Genomic DNA, 18,396 nt, shown 5'->3' with positions numbered 1-18,396 from the left:
CTCATTTCACGGGGGAGGAGGGTCATGGGGGAGAAGCACGCCGGTGACCGGTGCCTGAGCGACGGCCGTCCGGGAGGCGCCGGCGGGCCGGCGGGGGAGGAACGGCAGCTCCAGTGCGGTGCGCAGCATGGGCCACATGGGTACGGCGAAGCCGATCCGGAGATCCTCGAAGAGGCCGGTACGGCCGTCGAGGAAGCGCAGCAGCCGTTCCGGTGGTGTGCGGCGAAAGAGCGTGGAGAAGAACTGCGGTCCCTCCACACGGCCGGTGTCGAGGGCTCGGAGCATCACCGCGTCCATGGCCATCGCCCTGCGGGACCACGGTGCGGGCACGGCGTCTCCCCGTCCCGCGCGCAGCGCGGCCGCGATGCCCCGTGTCTGCCGTCGCGCGGCGGAGAAGGTGTAACCGGTCGCCGGCCGGGTGGCGCCGGAGGCGGCTCCGATACGGAAGACACCGGCCCCGGCCCGTCGGGGGAAGTGGGCGTCGGTCATCGGAATCACCCCTTGTTCGGCGTCCCTGATCTCCAACTCGCCGAGCTCGAGCACGTCGGCCGTGTAGTGCCGCAGAGCCCGGTCGTACGACTCCCGCGACAGCGGGGCGCGCGAGAACCGGGTGTACTCCACCAGGGCGTCGCGGGGTCCGAGCGGCAGCACATAGCCGAACGCGAGCCCATGGGGTGGCTGGGGCACGCGGAAGTCCATCAGGTCGGCGACCTCGGGGTCGAACACCGGCTGCCGGGTCCGCACGAACCAGCCGCGGAAATGCTGGAGCAGGGTGGTGCGTGCCGGCGGCAGCGAGGGAAGAGGCCGGGAGTCGTAGACGATGCGGCCCCGCACGCGCGCCGGCAGTCCGTCGGCGGTGGTGCACCGCACCTCGGTGCCGTCCGCAGTGGCACGCACCTCGTGTGCGGTGGCCCGCAGGAGGCGGACGTGATCCAGTTCGGAGAGCCGTGTGTGCACGAGACGTTCGAAGCCGGCGGACCGGATCATCTTGTAGCGCAGGGGCCCGAGGTCGCCGCCGAACACCTGCCCGTCGGATCCGTGCACGCGGATCCGGCGCCACGACGCGGTCACCGCGGCGTCGAATTCACCGGCCGCCTCCTCCCAGAAGCACCACGTCCGCTCCGCGGGGCGCGACGGGCCCTCGGGTGCCTCGACGAGCGCGACGGACAACCGGTCCGAGCCGCCGGTGTGGCGACCCGTATCGTCCGAGGTCGCGAGGGCATGGGCCAGCGACAGGCCCGAGGCGCCACCACCGATGATCACGACATCGGCATCCGTCTCCCGCACGCTCAAGCCGGCTCCTTCGCTGACGTCTCCCTGCACGACTCCCCGCACGACCGCCCGCGGTGTCGGCCAACGGGACCATCAGAGCAACCGTGGCGCCGAATTCCGCACGACACCCCGCATGCCGCCCTCTCCGCTTGAGAGGGATTCCCGCGCGGAGGTGTTCTTGGATGCACCCGTTCGGGTGCGGGCTACTCCATGGGCGGCGACTGGCGCGGTCAGTCGCCTGAGCACGAGCCTTGGACGTCCGTGCCCGAGCGGCTCCGGACAGCCGCCCGAACATGTGGACCGCCTATCAGGCTGTCGGCACCTTGATGACTCCGAGAGGCGCGGAAGTGGGCTGCGGAGAGCCGCCGGCCGGCTCGACGGTGATCGCCACGGCCGTCGCCCCGGCCACCGGCCCGTCGAGCAGCACCAGTTGCTGCCCCTCGGTACCGCCGATCAGCCCGGCCGACCTCGTGGCTCCCGTACCGGCGAACCATGCCTCGTACACCTTGCTGGCGGGCAGCTCGGACAGACCCGCCACGATCAGAGCCGCGCGGTCCTTGCTGGGTGCGTACGCGACCGTTCCCGTGGACCCGTCGTCCCATTCCCGCGTCTGGAGTCTGACGTCGGGTGCCGCGAGCACATCCGCCACGCCCGCTTCCCGCTGCTCGGTCCGGCTGACCGACGCCCTGGCGTCCTCGGCCTCCTGGTACTGCCACAGGGCGATCCCGCCGCCTGCCACAGCGAGTGCCAGGCACGCCGCGAGAACGAGCCGGGACACCTGCACGGTCCGCCTGACGCGCAAGACCGGGGGGAGCAGGCCCTCCTGACGGGTGCCTGCCACCCGGCGCATGACCCGCTCAAGCATCTCGGCCGGAGGGGTGACGGCCAGCGCCGACCCGAGGCGTGCCGCCGTCGCCTTCAGTTCGGCGACCTCCTCCCGGCACGCCTCGCAGGCCGCCACATGGGCCTCGAAAGCCCTGCGCTCGTCGGGGGAAAGCGCGTGCACGACGTAGGCACCGGAAGCCATGTGCAGATCAGCGCCGGTCATCTCGACACCCCGAGGCAGTCCCGGAGGCGGATCAGCCCGTCGCGGAGACGTGTCTTGACGGTGCCCAGCGGGAGGGACAGCGCTTCCGCCACTTCCTTGTGGGTCAGTCCCTGGTAGTAGGCGAGTGTCACCGCCTGTCGTTGCATGTCCGTGAGCAGGCCTACGCACCGGCGGACCTGCTGCCACTCCAGCTGTGTCTCGACACGCTCGGTCACCTCGTCGAACGGCCGGGTCCGCTCCAGCAGCGCGGCCTTCTGCTCGCGCTCGCTCCTGGCCTCGGCGGACCGGATCCGGTCCACCGCCCGGTGATGGGCGAGTGTCATGATCCATGTCTTTGCGCTGCCCTCCTCGGGCCGGAAGCGACCCGCCGTGACCCACACCTCGACCAATACGTCCTGGGCCACTTCCTCGGACTGCGCCGTGTCGCGCAGAATGCGGCGCACCAGCCCCAGGACAGGGCCGCTGGCCGCGTCGTACACACCCGTGAAGGCGTCCTCGTCGCCCTGCGCGGTCCTGAGCAGCAGTTTGTCCAGGTCGTCCTCGCTGTGCGGAGGTCCGATCTCGGGTCCATGACTGACGGAAGGCACCAGGATCCCTCGCTGCCGGGTCAGGGGCCCTGCGCGCGCGTGACGGCTGGTCGCGCACGTGCGGAGCCACTCATCCATCTCAACATCGCTCGGCGTCCACCGCATGTCACGCCCGGCCCGGCCCCGCGGTCACGAGCGGGCAGAGCCCCCGCACCGGGCCTTTCGCGCCGACCCGGCCCGAAACGTAGATTGGTGCTGTCCCCGGCGGGCCCCGCCGGGGCGGACGCGGCCGGGGAGCAGGACATGAACAGTGTCGACGCGCTGGTGGACGCCTTCGGACGGATCCAGGAGACGGTGCACGGAGCGGTGGACGGTCTGTCCGCCGAGCAGCTCAACGCACGGATCGACCAGGATGCGAATTCCATCGCCTGGCTGGTGTGGCACCTGACACGCGTTCAGGACGACCATGTCGCCGAAGCCGCCGGCCTCGAACAGGTGTGGCACACGGGATGGGCGGACCGGTTCGAGCTGCCCTTCGGCCCGGGCGCGACAGGGTACGGCCACAGCAGCAAGCAGGTGGCGGCCGTCCGCGTGGACTCTCCCGACCTGCTGCTCGGGTACCACGACGCCGTCGTCGAGCAGACGCTGGCCTACGTCAAGGGGCTCGACGACGAGGCGTTCGACCGCGTGGTGGACGAGGCCTGGAACCCGCCGGTCACGCTGGGGGTCCGCCTGGTCAGCGTCATCGCCGACGACCTTCAGCACGCGGGCCAGGCCGCTTTCGTGCGGGGCGTAGTCCGACGGCGCTGAGCCCCGTCATACCCGGCACCGGCCCGCCCGTTCGGCATGGCCGCCGTCGCCCCGGACACACGGTCGGGGACACCGGCGGCGACGGAGGGGCGTAGACCGTGTTCGAAGGGTTCACACTGGCGGACCGCGAGGGAGAGGGCGCCCGGCTGCGCGTGCGCCACGGCGGTGCCGGCCCGGCCGTCCTGCTGCTGCACGGCCATCCGCGGACGCACGCCACATGGCACCGGGTCGCCCCGCTGCTGACAGCGGCGGGCCATACGGTCGTCTGCCCGGACCTGCGGGGCTACGGCGGGTCCTCGAAGCCGGTCACGGACGCGGAGCATCTGCCGTACGCGAAGCGGGCCATGGCGGGTGACTGTCTGACACTCATGCGCTCGCTCGGTCACGATCAGTTCGCCGTCGTCGGTCACGACCGTGGGGCCTACGTCGCCACTCGCCTCGCGCTGGACCACCCCGAGGCGGTCCGCTCGCTGACGGTGCTGGACGCCGTCCCGATCGGGGAGGCGCTGAACCGCTGCGACGCCCGCTTCGCGGCGAGCTGGTGGCACTGGTTCTTCCTCGGGCAGACCGACAAGCCCGCCGAACGGATCATCAACGCCGATCCCGACGCCTGGTACCGGGCCGATCCGCAGACGATGGGGGCGGAGGCCTACGAGGACTACCGGCGTGCGATCCACGACCCGGCCACGGTGCACGCCATGTGCGAGGACTACCGCGCGGGCCTGGGCGTGGACCGGCGCCACGACGAGGAGGACCGGCGCGCGGGCCGGCGCATCCGCTGCCCGCTCCAGGTGCTCTGGGCCACGGGCGACGACATGGCCGATCTGTACGGCGATGTGCTCTCCGTGTGGCACGAGTGGGCGGGTGCCGGGCTGGAGGGTGCCCCCATCACGTCCGGCCATCACATCGCCGAGGAGGCGCCCGGTGAACTCGTCGCGGCCCTGCGGGACTTCTGGAACGGCGGACGCCCGCAGGCCCGCCACGGCGGCACGCGGTAGGGCACAGCGATCGCGGCGACGGCAGGGCGCAGCGATCGGGGCAGGGTTCCGCACCGGATCCGGTGCGGAACCCTGCCCCGATCGCGGGCCGTGGGCCCGGTGCTGCCGGTCAGTGCCGGCCGGAGCCTCCGGTCGTCTTGCGCCACCCGAAGGGGCCCGGCAGGTTCATGGACGTCGTACGACGACCGGTGCTGCTGCGGGTGTGGCGCGGGCCGTTCTTGCCGCCCGTGGTGATCGACCAGGACTTGCGGTTGATGTTCAGCGTCACGCCCGGCAGGATCCTGAAACTCTTGCGGAAGGTGAGCGGCATGGTGCCTCCTCGGTTCGGAAGGCCGATTGCCTTGTGGCTGCGACCAGTTGGCCATCGTGTTTCCCGTGGACGGAATTCCATGTCCTGAGGTTTCCTGCTCCTGCCGTGCGCGCCCGCGGCACGGCGCTCCGCGCGGCCACTACGCTCCGCGGCATGTCCTTGGAGTGGGAACAGCTGGTGGTGGAAGCCGTCGACCCGGTAGCGCTGGGGAACTGGTGGGCCGGCGCGCTGGGATGGGTCGTGCTCAACGACACGCACGACGAGTTCGAGATCCGCCCGGCGCCGGACCGTCTGCCCGGACTGATCTTCGAGCCCGTGCGAGAACCGAAGGCGGGGAAGAACCGGCTGCATCTCGACCTCCGGCCGGACGACCAGGACGCCGAGGTCGCGCGACTGCTGGCACTCGGGGCGCGCCATGCCGACGTGGGCCAGGGAGACGTGCCGTGGGTCGTCATGGCGGACCCGGAGGGCAACGAGTTCTGCGTCCTCGCCCCGCGTCGCACTCCATGACCGCGCACCCCGGCAGGGGCATACAGGGCTATGGGCACCCGCCGGCCGCCCGGCCGTGGGCGCGCTGTCGCCGCCCGGCGCTCTGTTCGTAGGACTTACCCAGGGAAACATCTTTCCCTGCTGATCCGCCTGCATCACTATGGGCTCTTGTTTCCCGCAGGTAACACCGATGCGTTTTCTCCGTGACGGCGGACCAGTCGGTGGTGCGTACTGAACGAGGAGTCAACAGGGTGCCAGAGCTCCACCAGGTCGGGCCCGACCCCGCCGACCACATGCCGGACTACGCCGCCCTGTCGGACGCGGAACTGACCGAACGCATACGCGCCGGCGCCCCGCCCGCCTTTCCTGCCACCCAGGAACTCAAGCGCCGCCACCTTCCGGCCGTGCTCTCCTATGCCCGGCTCTGCGGGCGAGACCAGGTCGCCGGCAATCAACTGGCCGTCCAGGCCTTCGATCTCGCGGCTCAGGAGGCGATCCGCGGCATCGAACCGCGTGGGAACTGGCGCCACCACCTGCTGATGCTCGTTCAGCGAGTGGGCCTGACCTGGGCCGAGGGCAACCGCCGCGACCGGCTCGAACCGGACTTCGCCGCATGGGCCGACGAGTCGGCCGATCGCGCCGAGTGGAGTCTGCCGGAGTCCCGGCGCCCCCCGTTCGAGAAGTCCTCCGCGATGCTCGCCGGCTTCTACGGGCTGCCCGAGCTGACGCGGGGCATCCTCTGGTACTCCGTGGTCGACCGCGAACCGGACGACACCGCGGCGACCTACCTCGGCGTCCGGCCCGCCATCGTGTCCGAGCAGCGGACCAAGGCGCAGGACGCCATGCGCCAGGCCTACATCAAGGCCTACCTCGTGCGGGCCGACGACAAGAGGTGCGCCGGCTTCCAGCGCATCATCGAGGCCTCGGTGCGGCCGGGGGACCGGCGGCGCAGCGACGACCTGACGAACCACCTGGCCGAATGCACCGGCTGCACCCGGCTGATGGCGACCCTCGCCCGTATGACCGCCAACCCCCGTGGTGTGTTCGCCGAAGGACTGCTCCAGTGGGGTGGGGCGGTGTACGCGGCCCGCCGCCCCGCGCGTGCCCTGCTCGACGCCGTGCCCGCCCAGCCGGAGCGGTCGCCGGCCGCGAGCCACCGGTCGGCGCCTGCCGCCTCGGAGCCCAGGCGGGGCGCGCGGCTGCGGACCCGGCCCGTCGTTCTGGCCGCCGTGGCGGTGGCGGCCGCGGTGATCGCCGGCACCGTGCTGGCGACCACGTCCGGGGACACCGCGGGACCCGTGGCGCGCGACCGTCCGACACAGCCGCCGCAGCCCGCCTGGCCCCCCGCGTCAGCGCCCTCGCCCGCACCGTCTCCGTCTCCGTCACCGAGCCCCACCCGGGAGGCGTCGAAGACGCCCGAGCCCCGGCCGACCCCCACGGCGTCCGCTCCTGAGTCCCCGGCGCCCACGCCCTCCAAGGCTGTTCCGCCCCCACCCGCGCCGATTGTGCCGGGCGGCGGCTACACCCGCGTCGTCAACGCCGGTTCGGGGCTCTGCCTGGACATCGAGGACGGTGTGATGGAGAACCGGACCGATGTCATCACGGTCCGCTGCAACGGCGCCGAGACCCAGCGGTGGAGTCTGGAACCGGGTGGCCTGCTGCGCAGCAACGCCGACCCCGACTTCTGCCTGGACTCGCGCGGCGACACCGACCGCGGCGTGGGCATCTGGTCCTGTTCGTCCGCCGACGGCAGGAACGGCATGAACCTCCGGTTCACCGTCGACGCCTCCGGAGCCGTACGGCCGTACATCGCCCTGGACTTCGCGCTCGAACCGTCGGGCGATTCGGAGGGCAGTTCACTCGGCTTCGACCCGGCGGACGGGAACAGCGACCAGCGCTGGACCGCCGGTACCTGATGCTTCGCCGGTGCACTCCGCGCCGAACCCGAGTCACGGCACGAGGTCGGGATCTGCCGAGGACCGTGACCGGAGTCGGCGGACCGGCCGCGTCAGGACGCCCCCTCGCTCGTTGAACGAGGTGGCGGACAGCATCCTCGGCGTGAGCACCCGGCATGCGCTGTTGCTGTCGGGAATGAGGCAGCATGACTGACCAGGCGTTGTCGGTGTTCGGCCGGATCAGGCAGCGGCTCACCGGGGCAATCCCCGGCCCGCGACGACCGCGTGGCCGGCTGGTGTTCACCGCCGACTTCTCGTCGACGGACCAGTGGGTCGCGGGCCGCTCCTGGGCCTATCCGAACGGCGGCCCCACCAACCCCGGTGATCACAAACTCGACCACCTGGTGTCGGACCCCGCCTACTCGCGCCGCGGCGTGTTCCGCGCCACGCCGGCCCCCGACGGGACGTGGTACGCGGGACTGCTCACCACCGAGGGCAGCCGCGACGACTTCATGGTGCGTACGGGGGATGTGCTCGAAGCCCGGGTACGCCTGCCCCGTGAGGTGGGTGCGTGGCCCGCGATCTGGACCTGGTGGGAGGGCGGCAACGAGATCGACGCCTTCGAGTACCACCCCGACAACCCCGACCTGCTGGAACTCTCCAACCACATGAGCGGCGCGGGCCATTACCACCGGGATCCCGCCATCCGTCCCGGCGCATGGGTGAACCTCCGCGTCGAGCTCGGCGCCCGGTCCGTCGTCTGGTGGGTCAACGGCGTCCGGGCCTTCACCGACGACGCCGGCCTCGACCGTGACTGGCGCGCGTATCTCATCGTGAACCTCTCCGTCGCTGACGGCACCTACCACCCCGCGCCGGAACCGGGCCGGACGTCCCTGTCGTACGAGGTACGGCGGCTGCGCGTGTACCGCTCCTGAAAGCCCCGGGGCCGGGCACGGCCGACATGCGGGCCCGGCCAGGTGAGCCCGGCCCGCACCGAGTACCGAGCACCGACAGTCCGACCGCGCCTGCGGACTCAGAGGTTCCGCAGGCTGCGGCGATACGACGCGAGCGCCGTCAGGACGAAGATCAACGGCAGGCCGACACCCATGACCGCCCATGGGCTCAGCAGTGATTCCAGCCCTTCCGGCAGGTCCGTGAAGAGGGGCACCAGCATGATGGCGATGAGCGGCAGGAATCCGAGCATGGCCCACGACATACCGGACAGGAGCGCGGCCTGCCGGGCGTTTCTGCGGTCGATGAGAACGGCGGCCCGTGCGTCGGGTGCCCAGTCGTCCCCGCGCAGTTCCGTCCAGATGTCGAGCAGCAGTGCCATCTCCCGCTCCATGGACACGTGCTGGTCGTCGACGTAGGGAAGCTGGAGTTTTCTGCCGTCCCGTCCGTAGACGAAGGTGATGTAGGTCGGAGCGGCGCTCTGCAAGGCCGCGGCAGGATTGAGCTCGGCGCGGATGTCCTGGACGTCCTCCCAGGCCACCCTTCGGCGTCGGAAGAATCCCCGGACCCCGATGGCCTTGATGTCGGCCGTCGTGGCACAGCGCCGGGAGCCGTACACCAGCCAGCCGAACAGCGCCACGACGGCCAGCGAGACGACGGTCCTGATGCCCGTCGGTATCTCCTCGATGGTCAGCACGGGCAGGAGCGCCGCCGGTGTCGCGAGCAGGATCATGGTGATCAACAAGCGCAGACGTCCGGAGCTCATCCGGTATTCGAGCGGCAGTCTCTCGTAGCTCACGCCCTACCCCCGTAGTCGCAATCGTGCCGCATTGGGACTGGCAGTGTAGGGACGTACGGTCGGGGCGGCCAGAGCGTCAACGAGCAGGCGGGACGGGTGAGTTGGGAGTGGCAGCCGATTCCCGAGGCGGCCGGACGGCCGGTCGCGCGGGTGGCTTCATCGCCCATCGTATGGTCGAGGTGAGAGCGTGTCCGGCGGGCCGGACGAAGGCTGTCTCGATGTTGGGCAGATGGGGGAGTCCCAGCAGCTCGCGCGCCCACGGGGGAAGGGTGGAGACCGCGTTGGCGGCCAGGACGGCGTACGGACCGCGGGCGACCCACGGCAGGGGCGGGTGCCGCAGGACGAACCGGGCGGCCTCGCGGGCCTCTTGGGTCGCACGGAGTTCCGGCCGGTACGCGGCCAGTTGTTCGGCGAGACCGGCACGGTCGAGCGGTGGGTCGGGGATGCCGAGTGCCCGGGCCACGCGTGCGGCGTCGGCCACGTAGGCGTCGCACCCCGTTCCGTCCAGGGGCCGTCGCCCGTACCGCTGATGGGCACGCAGGAAACTGTCGACCTCGGCGACATGCACCCAGGCGAGCAGATGCGGATCGGCGGCGCGGTACGGCTCACCGGCGGCCGTCGTCCCCGTCACGCGGCTGTGCACCGCCCGTACGCGGTCCACAGCGCTCTGGGCGTCGTCGGCCGTGCCGTAGGTCGTCACCGCCAGGAAGGTGCTGGTGCGCTGGAGCCGGCCCCAGGGATCGCCGCGGTAGCCGGAGTGGGCCGCCACCGCGGCCATGGCCAGCGGATGCAGGGACTGGAGCAGCAGCGCCCTGAGCCCGCCGATGAACATCGACGCGTCCCCGTGGACGGTCCGGATGGGCCGCTCAGGACCGAACCAGCGGGGTCCCGGCGTGCCGTGGATACGCGCACGGTTGTCGGGACCCGCGGGGCCTGCGACGCGGGTGAACAGGCTGCTGCCCAGGCGCTCGCGCAGGCCGGAGACCCGGGGCACGGGGATGTTCACCCCTCAAGTATCCACCCGGACAGCCGGACGCCCGGATCCGCGCGACGCGGGTCCGTCCGTGGGCTCGGGGCGCCGGCCGCAGAAGGATGACATGACTGCAACCGCCCAGGGGTATGGCTGTTCTCGGCTCCCCCGAAGGAGCTGAGGCGGTCCGGGACCCGGTCCGCCTCGGGCATGGACACAGAAGGACACACACCAGCATGGCCAGTGGCACAGTGAAGTGGTTCAACTCCGAGAAGGGCTTCGGCTTCATCTCCCAGGAGGGTGGTGGACCGGACGTCTTCGCGCACTACTCCGAGATCCAGGGCAACGGCTACCGCGAACTGACCGAGGGCGAGCACGTCACCTTCGACATCGGTCAGGGCCAGAAGGGTCCGCAGGCGCAGAACATCGTCCGGGGCTGAACGGCACCTCTCGCCGCGGGGCTGCATCCGTCCGGTTCGCAGCCCCGCATCCCGTCCGTCTGTATCCCGTCCGCCTTGTATGCCGTCGACCCCTCATTCCGTCGGCCCGGGCGCCGCGTCGACCGACGTGGTGGCGGCCGAAGACTTGCGGGTGTCCCAGGCGCCGGAAGGATGGGGTGTGCAAGACCGCCGAGGCTGGGCAGCCGACGAGAAGACCTGCCGGGCGGAGAAAGGACGGGCATCGTGGCACGATCGCGGATTCTTGTGGTGGGGGCCGGCTTCGCCGGCATCGATTGCGTACGCCGGTTGGAGCGCAAGCTCTCCCGTACGGACGTCGAGATCTCCCTGGTCACGCCGTTCTCCTACCAGCTCTACCTTCCGCTGCTGCCCCAGGTGGCCGCGGGTGTGCTGACGCCCCAGTCGGTCGCCGTCTCCCTGCGCCGCAGCGCCAAGCACCGCACGCAGATCATTCCCGGCGGCGCGATCGGTGTGGACACCAAGGCAAAGATCTGTGTGATCCGCAAGATCACGGACGAGATCGTGAATCAGCCGTACGACCACCTCGTGCTGGCTCCCGGCAGCATCACCCGGACGTTCGACATCCCCGGACTCGTGGAGCACGGACGAGGGATGAAGACGCTCGCCGAAGCCACCTACATCCGCGACCATGTGATCGCCCAGCTCGACCTCGCCGACGCCAGCCACGACGAGGCGGAGCGCGCCTCCCGCCTCCAGTTCGTCGTCGTGGGCGGCGGTTACGCCGGGACCGAGACGGCCGCGTGCCTGCAGCGGCTCACCCAGAACGCCGTGAAGCGGTATCCGCGCCTGAACCCCGAACAGATCAAGTGGCATCTGATCGACATCGCCCCCAAGCTGATGCCCGAACTCGGCGACAAGCTGGGCCTCGCGGCGTTGGAGATCCTGCGCAAGCGCGGTATCGAGGTGTCCCTCGGGGTGTCGGTCGCCGACGTCGGTCCGGAGAAGGTGACGCTCACCGACGGACGCGTACTGCCCTGCCGCACGCTCATCTGGACGGCCGGCGTCGCCGCCAGCCCGCTCGTCGGCACGCTGAACGCGGAGACCGCCCGCGGACGGCTGGTGGTGCGCCCCGACATGACCGTCCCCGGGGCCGACGGTGTCTTCGCGCTCGGCGACGCCGCCGCGGTGCCGGACCTCGCCAAGGGCGACGACGCGATCTGCCCGCCCACCGCCCAACACGCCCTGCGGCAGGGCCGCAAGGTCGCCGACAACGTCATCGCCCAGCTCCAGGGCCGGCCGCTGGAGCCGTACGCGCACAAGGACCTGGGCCTCGTCGTCGATCTCGGTGGCAAGGACGCCGTCTCCAAGCCGCTCGGCATCGAGCTGCGCGGACTGCCCGCGCAGCTCGTGGCGCGCGGCTATCACTGGTCGGCCTTGAGGACGCATGTCGCCAAGACGCGTGTGCTGACGAACTGGATGCTCAACGCCGTCGCCGGCGACGACTTCGTTCGTACCGGCTTCCTGATGCGCGGCCCGTCCACCCTGCGGGACTTCGAGCACACGGATGCCTATCTGACGCCCGAGCAGGTGCGGGAGCACACGGCCTCCCTGCGCGTGCGAACCTGAGGGAGCCGGTCAGCTGCGGGACCGGAGGCCGTCCCGCGGCGACCCGGCCCGCTGCCGTGCGCGCGGCGTCAGGTGACCAACTGCCCGATGCCCAGCATGTTCCCCTCGCTGTCGCGGAACCACGCGCCCCGTTCGCCGCGCGCCCCCTTGCTCGGGTAGTTCCCGTCGATGTCGGCGATGGCGCCCCGCGTGCGCAGCCCGGGCAGATCGACCTCTTCGAACACCACGCCGCGCCGCTGCAGTTCGGCGACGACGGACTCGATGTCCTCGACCTCCCAGCCCATCTGCGTGAAGGTCCCCGGCGACCCGCCGGCGGAGAGGAACAGGGCGAAATCGACGCCCCCGCACCGGTACAGCAGCCCGCCCGGACGCTCGTCGACCGGCTCCAGGCCGAGCTTCTGCGCGTAGAACAGCCGCGCTCGGTCCAGATCCTGGGCGGGCAGCCGGGTGGCCACGCGGGAGCGGCCCAGCATGCTCGTGTCGTCTGCGTTCATGTCTCCACTGTGCACGCCGAGCGGGCCCGGCGCCGGGATGAGCGAGGGCATCGCGGGTACCCGGTCGTCATGGATACGAGGATGCACACGAGCAGGCAGGACGTTCCCGGCACCTGGGCGCTGATGACCGCGGTCGCTGTCGCCACGATCATCACGGCACTCCTGATCGTGATCATCTAGGGGCTGTCGTGTGGACCGGGCCAGGCTCCTCGAGCCTGGCCCGGTCCACACGACAGCCCCAGGGACGCGCCCGGCCGGTTCCTCCGTACGCGCCGCACGCCGTCCCCGCCGACAGGCAGTGACGACCGGCGGCGGACGGGTCGGCAGGCCCGACGTGCCTCACCGGATGACGCCAGAACTTCGAGCTCCCGGCCATGAGGAAAACTGTCGTGGCGACGGTAGACATGCTCTTGGTCGAGGACTACAGTCTCCCCTGAGACCACAAAGTGAGTGAGGCGCGGCAGACACGAACTGCCGCGCGGCAGGACTCATGCAGGAGTGGCACGGCAGTGGAGTGATGGGGCCGGACGCAGGAGTGGGTCCCATGGCTGACTGCCGGACCAGGTGGCCCGAGGGGCCATGCATCACCCCAGTACCGAAGAAGGATCAGAAAGAGGCAAGGAGGCAGACGCCATCAGGATCCCCCGGGCGGACTTCGAAGCGCCCGGGTACCGCAGGCCCCGGATTGGAAGGTGGTCCCCGGTCACGCATATGCGATCCCCGCACACCCGTCCTGAAGGACTGGTACGCGGAAACAGAGAGCCGGTGCTGTAACAGACCGGCAGATGGTGTTGAAAACCCCTCGGGGCCTGGGTGCCACTCGGTACCCGGGCCCCTCGACGCGTTCCAATGGATGAGGTGTCAGTGACCGCAGAGAACATGCCCGGCCCGCACGACCGTCTCGACGACGATGACTATCCGGCGTACACCATGGGCCGAGCCGCCGAAATGATCGGGACGACTCCCGCCTTCCTCCGGGCCATCGGTGAGGCCCGTCTCATCACGCCGCTGCGTTCCGAGGGCGGCCACCGGCGGTACTCCCGCTACCAGCTGCGTATTGCCGCGCGGGCGCGCGAGCTCGTGGACCAGGGGACGCCGGTCGAGGCCGCCTGCCGCATCATCATCCTCGAGGACCAGCTCGAAGAAGCCATGCGTATCAACGAGGAACTGCGCCGCCCCGCTGCCGGATCCCATCCGAAGGCCGACGCCTGACCGGTGGGCCTGCCGCGGTTCCGTCGTGCCGGGGAGCAGGCGCGCGTCGCGCGCCTGACCCGGTCGGACGCCGGCCGTCGGGACAGGCCCGGGCCGGTCAGCCGTCCCGTCCGCGGTCACTGCCACCAGGACGGTTCCGGGGTCGCCGGGACCGGTGGCGATAAGCGAGTACGACCAGCACGATCACGCCGGCGAGCAGCAGAAACTTCACTTGTGTCGTCTCCCGGGTCGTGTCGCTGTCAGAACGGCATCTTGCGACGCGCGCGACGGCCGGCGGAGCCGCTCTTGCCGACAGCCCGCGAGCTGCTGTGGAACGGCTTGCTGAAGAGCCGCCCGAGCGGGCCGGGAGCCTTGCTGCCCGCGCGTGCCCCCATACCGAGCGAACGCTGCGTACCGCGCTCGGGGTGCCGCGAGAGGCGCGGCAGGAGGAAGGCGAGTACGGCGAGCACGACACAGAGGGCGATGACGCCTGCGATAACCATGACGGAATCCTTTCGAAGGGTGCGGTGTCTGCCGCGTGCCCGTCATGCATGCATCTACGCTCGTCGGCGCGTGTGGGGTCCGTCGCCCTGGCCAGCGGACTTGCCTGCGTCACCGCCGTGCAGCCCTCGGACGAATCCGTACCGGCCCTGCGGAACCCTGCGATCCGTGCGCTGTGTCCTCGGTCCGCCCCTGTGCCCGGACACCGCCGGGCACAGGGGTGCTGTCAGTTGTCCGAGTAGCTGAAGTCCCCGACCGTCCAGGCGCTGACGTCCTTGATGGCGATGCGGTACATGCCACCGGTTTCCGGGATACCGAGCGTGCCCTGGAGGATCCGGGCGACGTGGAAGTGCAGATGCGTCGGCGGCTGCCCCTCCTCGCGACGGTGGGCGGCGACGTCGGTCTTCATGAAGATGCTGGAGAACGGTCCCAGCCGGTCCGAGTCCTTGAGGACCTCGGCGACCCGTTGCCTCCACACGGTTTCGGGGGCCAGGCGGCCGGTGATGACAGCGCCGTGTACGACCACGGTCAGGGACATCTGATTGGTTTGCTCCGACTCCACCATCGCGGCGACATCGACGAGCAGATCATCAGGCTTCGACATGGGCAGCGATTCTACTGTGCGGGAGTGCCGAGAAGCGCTGAGGCGTTCTCGACCGGAGTCAGCGCGACCGCCGGCTCCTCAACTGGGACGGCGCGGCAGGTGAAGCCCAGGCGGACCAGGGCCCGGGTCACTTCGGCGGCGGTGAAGTCGCGGCGGTCCTGCCGGGTGATGACTTCACCGACCTGCTTGACGGGGTAGTGCCGTCGGCCGATGATCACGGACTCTCCCGTGATGGGTTCGGGCTTGATGCCCTTCATCGCGTCCTGGACTTCGTTCTTGAAGAGGTCGAACGGGAAACGGGCGATGACGCAGCGCATGATGCCTCACAGGTCGAGGGGAAGGCAGGGCCGGGGTGCGGTCCGCGGGATGGAGTACACGGTACGGGCGATGGCCGGTGGCCGGGTGCGACTGTGCACCGGCAGGCGCCGTGGAGACGGTGACTTCACGTGAAGCCGCGTCGACGGAGCCTGCCGGTACGGGTGGTTCATGAACCGGACAGGTCCTCGTGAACCGCAGTCGTGTCCCTGGGGCGTGTCCGCAAGGACACTCCCTAGGCGGCCGCGCCGCGGACCGGCCGCTGCGAACTGCCGGACGCTGTGCGGGAAGTGCTGCCCGCACGGCGGGCCTGGGCGGGCCGGCTGCGCCTGCCGCGCGAGGAGGAGGACGCACCGCGCTTGGCACGCTCCGCCGCCGGTGCGGCGATGGTGACCGGAACACCCGACGGCGCCTGCGCGCCGGTGATACGGCTCAGTTCGGCCTCACCGGAACGGACCTGCGCGGTCTGCGGGGTGATGCCGGCGTCCGCCATCAGCCGCATCATGTCGCGCCGCTGGTTGGGCAGAACCAGCGTGACGACACTGCCGGACTCACCCGCTCGGGCGGTGCGCCCACCGCGGTGGAGGTAGTCCTTGTGGTCACTCGGCGGGTCCACGTTGACGACCAGGTCGAGATTGTCGACGTGGATACCGCGCGCTGCCACGTTCGTGGCGACGAGCACCGTGACGTGCCCCTCCTTGAACTGGGCGAGGGTACGCGTGCGTTGCGGCTGGGACTTGCCGCCGTGCAGCGCCGCCGCCCGTACACCGCTGTTCAGCAGATGCTTCGTGAGCCCGTCGACCGCGTGCTTGGTGTCCAGGAACATGATCACCCGGCCGTCGCGCGCGGCGATCTCGGTGGTCGTTGCGTACTTGTCGGTGACGTGGACGTGCAGCACGTGGTGCTCCATCGTCGTCACCGCGCCCGCCGAGGGGTCGACGGAGTGGACGACCGGGTCGTGCAGGTAGCGGCGCACCAGACGGTCCACATTGCGGTCCAGGGTGGCCGAGAACAGCATCCGCTGGCCCTCGGGGCGCACCTGGTCGAGCAGCGCGGTGACCTGCGGCATGAAGCCCATGTCGGCCATCTGGTCCGCCTCGTCGAGAACGGTGATGCCGACCCGCTCCAGCGAGCAGTCGCCGCGGTCGATCAGGTCCTTGAGACGTCCGGGGGTCGCGACGACCACCTCGGCACCGCCGCGCAGCGCGCCGGCCTGACGGCCGATCGACATCCCGCCGACCACGGTCGCCAGCCGCAGCTTCAGCGACCGGGCATAGGGGGTGAGCGCGTCGGTGACCTGCTGCGCGAGTTCACGCGTGGGGACGAGGACCAGAGCGAGCGGCCGCCGCGGCTCGGCGCGCTGACCCTCGGTACGGGCCAGCAGGGCCAGGCCGAAGGCCAGGGTCTTACCGGAGCCGGTGCGTCCGCGGCCCAGCACGTCGCGTCCGGCAAGGGAGTTGGGCAGGGTGGCGGCCTGGATCGGGAACGGCACGCTCATGCCTTCCGCGGTCAGCGCGGCCATCAGGGGAGCCGGCATGTCCAGGTCCGAGAAGGCCGCGGCCGGGGGCAGCGCCGGGGTGATCGTCACCGGGAGAGCGAACTCGCCCTGGAGCGCGGCCGGTCGACGTCCGTAGCCGCCGGAGCGGTTGGGGGCGCCGGAGCGGTTGGGAGCACCCGAGCGGCCGCCGGTCTGGGAGCGGTAGCCGCCCCTGCCGGAGCCGCCGCTGGTGCGGGAGTAGCGGTCGTTCGTGCGAGTCGTGCGGTTCATGAAGAACCTTCCTCGATGCGGTACGTATCGAGGAATTCCGGCAGCGGCATGCCGCGCGGAGATTCGCAGGAACGGACCGGAAAAAGATGGAGCGAAACAGGGGGAATACGGCTGCCTCGTCTGTCTGCGGGAGGCGAGAATTCGCCTGAAGGCAGGGAAAGTGCGGGCTGAACGGACCCGGTCGGGCCTTTCGCCATGGAGGCGCGTTCACCCGCTGCGGGCTGCCGGGGGCCGGATCGGCCCCGCATGGCGCCCGCGTGCAGATGCTGCGAAAAGCAACGAGCTGGGGCCCGCACCCCAAGGTGCGGGCCCCAGCTGCGTCGTACGTGTCAGCGTCAGGCGGGAACGATGTTCTCGGCCTGCGGGCCCTTCTGGCCCTGCGTGACGTCGAAGTTCACCTTCTGGCCTTCCTGAAGCTCACGGAAGCCCTGGGTGGCGATGTTCGAGTAGTGGGCGAAGACGTCAGCGCCGCCACCGTCCTGCTCGATGAAGCCGAAACCCTTTTCCGCGTTGAACCACTTCACGGTGCCACTGGCCATGTCATATCTCCTTCGGGGCGTTGCCCAGAGGACCGCACTGTGCGGACCTCGAGTCGCCGTGATGATTGCCCCGTTCCGGAGGACCGGAAATGCAAAAGTGCTCTCGCCGGTTCAGAAAACCGCTGAGGGCACTTGAAGTCTTTGGGAACCACAACTGCAACTGAGATCAACATTAGCACGGTGGCGCCGAGAGTGCTCGTGACGTTGCTTGTCGCCGGGAAATGGCGGCCAAAATTATTGCGGCCGTGGAGGCTAATTCTCCAGTTGCCGTAGGAGAAATATTTCCGGGGCCTTGGCAGGCGCCGACCGGCCGGTGCGTGGGCTTGCTCCTCGGACCCCCTGTGCTGCCCGGCCCGCAGCGAAGACCACCCGAAGTGCCGAACATACGGCGATGGCGGCAGGGGACACGTGAAGGGTGAGTGACGAACGGAACGACGGCCCCGACGCGGCGCACCGGCGCCCGGTGGGCATGAGTGACAAGACGGTCGAGGCGCTGGGTGCCTTGTCGAAGGCGCTGGAGACCACGGAGCGGGCGCGCGGGCATCTGTACGGATTCCATCAGCTGACCGGCTCGGCGGACCTGCAGCTCGACGACGCCGTCCGTCTCCTGCGCGAAGCCGGCCACGATCGCCTGGCCGATCTCGTCGAGCGGGAGATCCTGGGCCGGAATGTCATTCCCGGCCACTGGACCTTCCAGATCGTCGAGGCCTACAACGAGACCTACTACCGGCCGTTCCAGGACGTCGAGCGTCAGGTGCGCGATCAGCTCGCCGAGGGCCGTGACCATCTGTACGAGGCCGAGATGAAGGAGGCCCGCCGGACCCCGCGGCACCCCGATCACACGGCGCTGCCGCCGGGTTCCTGACGGGC

21 protein-coding genes are annotated in these 18,396 nt (G+C 70.4%); 9 read left to right on the top strand and 12 right to left on the bottom strand.

Translation table 11 applies throughout. The features are described 5' to 3' along the window. Positions 1–6: 6 nt before the first annotated feature. The 3 genes from OHA05_RS01915 to sigK form a co-directional block, all read right to left on the bottom strand. Complete coding sequence (locus OHA05_RS01915) at positions 7–1,287, bottom strand: lycopene cyclase family protein (protein WP_328859575.1); 1,281 nt, start codon at positions 1,285–1,287, stop codon at positions 7–9. Positions 1,288–1,579: 292 nt separating this feature from the next. Beyond that, positions 1,580–2,320: an anti-sigma factor gene (locus OHA05_RS01910; RefSeq protein WP_328859574.1), complete on the bottom strand. Its 741-nt coding sequence runs from the start codon at positions 2,318–2,320 to the stop codon at positions 1,580–1,582. Next, on the bottom strand, positions 2,317–2,907 hold the full coding sequence (gene sigK, locus OHA05_RS01905; protein ID WP_328859573.1) for an ECF RNA polymerase sigma factor SigK: 591 nt from the start codon (positions 2,905–2,907) through the stop codon (positions 2,317–2,319). The genes OHA05_RS01910 and sigK overlap by 4 nt, the downstream gene beginning before the upstream one ends. 243 nt (positions 2,908–3,150) lie before the next feature. Between sigK and OHA05_RS01900 the strand changes: the two genes are divergently transcribed. After that, on the top strand, positions 3,151–3,657 hold the full coding sequence (locus tag OHA05_RS01900; protein WP_328859572.1) for a mycothiol transferase: 507 nt from the start codon (positions 3,151–3,153) through the stop codon (positions 3,655–3,657). 98 nt (positions 3,658–3,755) lie between these two features. Continuing rightward, positions 3,756–4,655 (top strand): alpha/beta fold hydrolase, encoded by a 900-nt coding sequence (locus tag OHA05_RS01895; RefSeq protein WP_328859571.1) that lies wholly within the window; start codon positions 3,756–3,758, stop codon positions 4,653–4,655. 109 nt (positions 4,656–4,764) lie between these two features. Here the strand turns inward: OHA05_RS01895 and OHA05_RS01890 are convergent, their stop codons facing one another. Further along, complete coding sequence (locus tag OHA05_RS01890; protein ID WP_313948202.1) at positions 4,765–4,965, bottom strand: DUF4236 domain-containing protein; 201 nt, start codon at positions 4,963–4,965, stop codon at positions 4,765–4,767. 153 nt (positions 4,966–5,118) lie between these two features. Here OHA05_RS01890 and OHA05_RS01885 point away from each other — a divergent pair, with 153 nt between their 5' ends. The 3 genes from OHA05_RS01885 (at position 5,119) to OHA05_RS01875 (ending at position 8,284) form a co-directional block, all read left to right on the top strand. Further along, a complete protein-coding gene (locus OHA05_RS01885) occupies positions 5,119–5,475 on the top strand; it encodes a VOC family protein (RefSeq protein ID WP_328859570.1) in 357 nt (118 codons plus the stop codon). A 230-nt stretch (positions 5,476–5,705) separates the two neighbouring features. Continuing rightward, complete coding sequence (locus OHA05_RS01880; protein ID WP_328859569.1) at positions 5,706–7,370, top strand: RICIN domain-containing protein; 1,665 nt, start codon at positions 5,706–5,708, stop codon at positions 7,368–7,370. Positions 7,371–7,555: 185 nt separating this feature from the next. Beyond that, positions 7,556–8,284: a beta-glucanase gene (locus OHA05_RS01875; protein WP_328859568.1), complete on the top strand. Its 729-nt coding sequence runs from the start codon at positions 7,556–7,558 to the stop codon at positions 8,282–8,284. A gap of 98 nt (positions 8,285–8,382) precedes the next feature. On the opposite strand, the gene OHA05_RS01870 is transcribed toward OHA05_RS01875, so the two are convergent. Together OHA05_RS01870 and OHA05_RS01865 are read right to left on the bottom strand one after the other, a co-directional pair. Further along, positions 8,383–9,099 (bottom strand): PH domain-containing protein, encoded by a 717-nt coding sequence (locus tag OHA05_RS01870; RefSeq protein ID WP_328859567.1) that lies wholly within the window; start codon positions 9,097–9,099, stop codon positions 8,383–8,385. A gap of 76 nt (positions 9,100–9,175) precedes the next feature. After that, positions 9,176–10,105: an oxygenase MpaB family protein gene (locus tag OHA05_RS01865; RefSeq protein ID WP_328859566.1), complete on the bottom strand. Its 930-nt coding sequence runs from the start codon at positions 10,103–10,105 to the stop codon at positions 9,176–9,178. Between the two features lie 200 nt (positions 10,106–10,305). Here OHA05_RS01865 and OHA05_RS01860 point away from each other — a divergent pair, with 200 nt between their 5' ends. Further along, positions 10,306–10,509 carry a cold-shock protein gene (locus OHA05_RS01860; RefSeq protein WP_313948208.1) on the top strand — a complete coding sequence of 68 codons (204 nt, stop codon included), beginning with the start codon at positions 10,306–10,308 and terminating at the stop codon, positions 10,507–10,509. Between the two features lie 243 nt (positions 10,510–10,752). Then, positions 10,753–12,114, top strand: coding sequence for an NAD(P)/FAD-dependent oxidoreductase (locus OHA05_RS01855; protein WP_328859565.1), 1,362 nt, complete (start codon positions 10,753–10,755; stop codon positions 12,112–12,114). A 68-nt stretch (positions 12,115–12,182) separates the two neighbouring features. On the opposite strand, the gene OHA05_RS01850 is transcribed toward OHA05_RS01855, so the two are convergent. Then, positions 12,183–12,608, bottom strand: coding sequence for a VOC family protein (locus tag OHA05_RS01850; protein WP_328859564.1), 426 nt, complete (start codon positions 12,606–12,608; stop codon positions 12,183–12,185). Between the two features lie 849 nt (positions 12,609–13,457). On the opposite strand from OHA05_RS01850, the gene OHA05_RS01845 reads away from it, so the two are divergent. Further along, positions 13,458–13,820 carry a MerR family transcriptional regulator gene (locus OHA05_RS01845; RefSeq protein ID WP_313948211.1) on the top strand — a complete coding sequence of 121 codons (363 nt, stop codon included), beginning with the start codon at positions 13,458–13,460 and terminating at the stop codon, positions 13,818–13,820. Positions 13,821–14,059: 239 nt separating this feature from the next. On the opposite strand, the gene OHA05_RS01840 is transcribed toward OHA05_RS01845, so the two are convergent. From OHA05_RS01840 to OHA05_RS01820, 5 genes are all read right to left on the bottom strand, one after another. Next, on the bottom strand, positions 14,060–14,302 hold the full coding sequence (locus tag OHA05_RS01840; RefSeq protein ID WP_327685847.1) for a DUF6411 family protein: 243 nt from the start codon (positions 14,300–14,302) through the stop codon (positions 14,060–14,062). A 224-nt stretch (positions 14,303–14,526) separates the two neighbouring features. Then, positions 14,527–14,904, bottom strand: a complete 378-nt coding sequence (locus OHA05_RS01835; RefSeq protein WP_313948213.1) for a hypothetical protein — start codon at positions 14,902–14,904, stop codon at positions 14,527–14,529. Positions 14,905–14,915: 11 nt separating this feature from the next. Beyond that, positions 14,916–15,221 (bottom strand): SCO5918 family protein, encoded by a 306-nt coding sequence (locus OHA05_RS01830; RefSeq protein WP_313948214.1) that lies wholly within the window; start codon positions 15,219–15,221, stop codon positions 14,916–14,918. 233 nt (positions 15,222–15,454) lie between these two features. Then, positions 15,455–16,987: a DEAD/DEAH box helicase gene (locus OHA05_RS01825; protein WP_313948215.1), complete on the bottom strand. Its 1,533-nt coding sequence runs from the start codon at positions 16,985–16,987 to the stop codon at positions 15,455–15,457. A gap of 335 nt (positions 16,988–17,322) precedes the next feature. Beyond that, entirely contained in the window at positions 17,323–17,526 is a 204-nt protein-coding gene (locus OHA05_RS01820; RefSeq protein WP_030228921.1) for a cold-shock protein, read from the bottom strand. Between the two features lie 469 nt (positions 17,527–17,995). On the opposite strand from OHA05_RS01820, the gene OHA05_RS01815 reads away from it, so the two are divergent. After that, a complete protein-coding gene (locus OHA05_RS01815; RefSeq protein WP_328863317.1) occupies positions 17,996–18,391 on the top strand; it encodes a hypothetical protein in 396 nt (131 codons plus the stop codon). Positions 18,392–18,396: the final 5 nt, after the last annotated feature.

Origin of the sequence: Streptomyces sp. NBC_00306 (assembly GCF_036169555.1) — a bacterium.
GTDB lineage: Bacteria > Actinomycetota > Actinomycetes > Streptomycetales > Streptomycetaceae > Streptomyces > Streptomyces achmelvichensis.
This window is presented reverse-complemented; position numbering and strand designations above follow the sequence as displayed.

What these genes read in the sequence shown, in the direction of transcription:
- OHA05_RS01815 (WP_328863317.1), top strand. Translation starts at nt 17,996, where the DNA reads ATGAGTGACAAGACGGTCGAGGCGCTGGGTGCCTTGTCGAAGGCGCTG.
- OHA05_RS01875 (WP_328859568.1), top strand. Translation starts at nt 7,556, where the DNA reads ATGACTGACCAGGCGTTGTCGGTGTTCGGCCGGATCAGGCAGCGGCTC.
- OHA05_RS01910 (WP_328859574.1), bottom strand. Translation starts at nt 2,320, where the DNA reads ATGACCGGCGCTGATCTGCACATGGCTTCCGGTGCCTACGTCGTGCAC.
- OHA05_RS01850 (WP_328859564.1), bottom strand. Translation starts at nt 12,608, where the DNA reads ATGAACGCAGACGACACGAGCATGCTGGGCCGCTCCCGCGTGGCCACC.
- OHA05_RS01830 (WP_313948214.1), bottom strand. Translation starts at nt 15,221, where the DNA reads ATGCGCTGCGTCATCGCCCGTTTCCCGTTCGACCTCTTCAAGAACGAA.
- OHA05_RS01900 (WP_328859572.1), top strand. Translation starts at nt 3,151, where the DNA reads ATGAACAGTGTCGACGCGCTGGTGGACGCCTTCGGACGGATCCAGGAG.
- OHA05_RS01820 (WP_030228921.1), bottom strand. Translation starts at nt 17,526, where the DNA reads ATGGCCAGTGGCACCGTGAAGTGGTTCAACGCGGAAAAGGGTTTCGGC.
- OHA05_RS01885 (WP_328859570.1), top strand. Translation starts at nt 5,119, where the DNA reads ATGTCCTTGGAGTGGGAACAGCTGGTGGTGGAAGCCGTCGACCCGGTA.
- OHA05_RS01840 (WP_327685847.1), bottom strand. Translation starts at nt 14,302, where the DNA reads ATGGTTATCGCAGGCGTCATCGCCCTCTGTGTCGTGCTCGCCGTACTC.
- OHA05_RS01845 (WP_313948211.1), top strand. Translation starts at nt 13,458, where the DNA reads ATGGATGAGGTGTCAGTGACCGCAGAGAACATGCCCGGCCCGCACGAC.
- OHA05_RS01835 (WP_313948213.1), bottom strand. Translation starts at nt 14,904, where the DNA reads ATGTCGAAGCCTGATGATCTGCTCGTCGATGTCGCCGCGATGGTGGAG.
- OHA05_RS01860 (WP_313948208.1), top strand. Translation starts at nt 10,306, where the DNA reads ATGGCCAGTGGCACAGTGAAGTGGTTCAACTCCGAGAAGGGCTTCGGC.
- OHA05_RS01825 (WP_313948215.1), bottom strand. Translation starts at nt 16,987, where the DNA reads ATGAACCGCACGACTCGCACGAACGACCGCTACTCCCGCACCAGCGGC.
- OHA05_RS01890 (WP_313948202.1), bottom strand. Translation starts at nt 4,965, where the DNA reads ATGCCGCTCACCTTCCGCAAGAGTTTCAGGATCCTGCCGGGCGTGACG.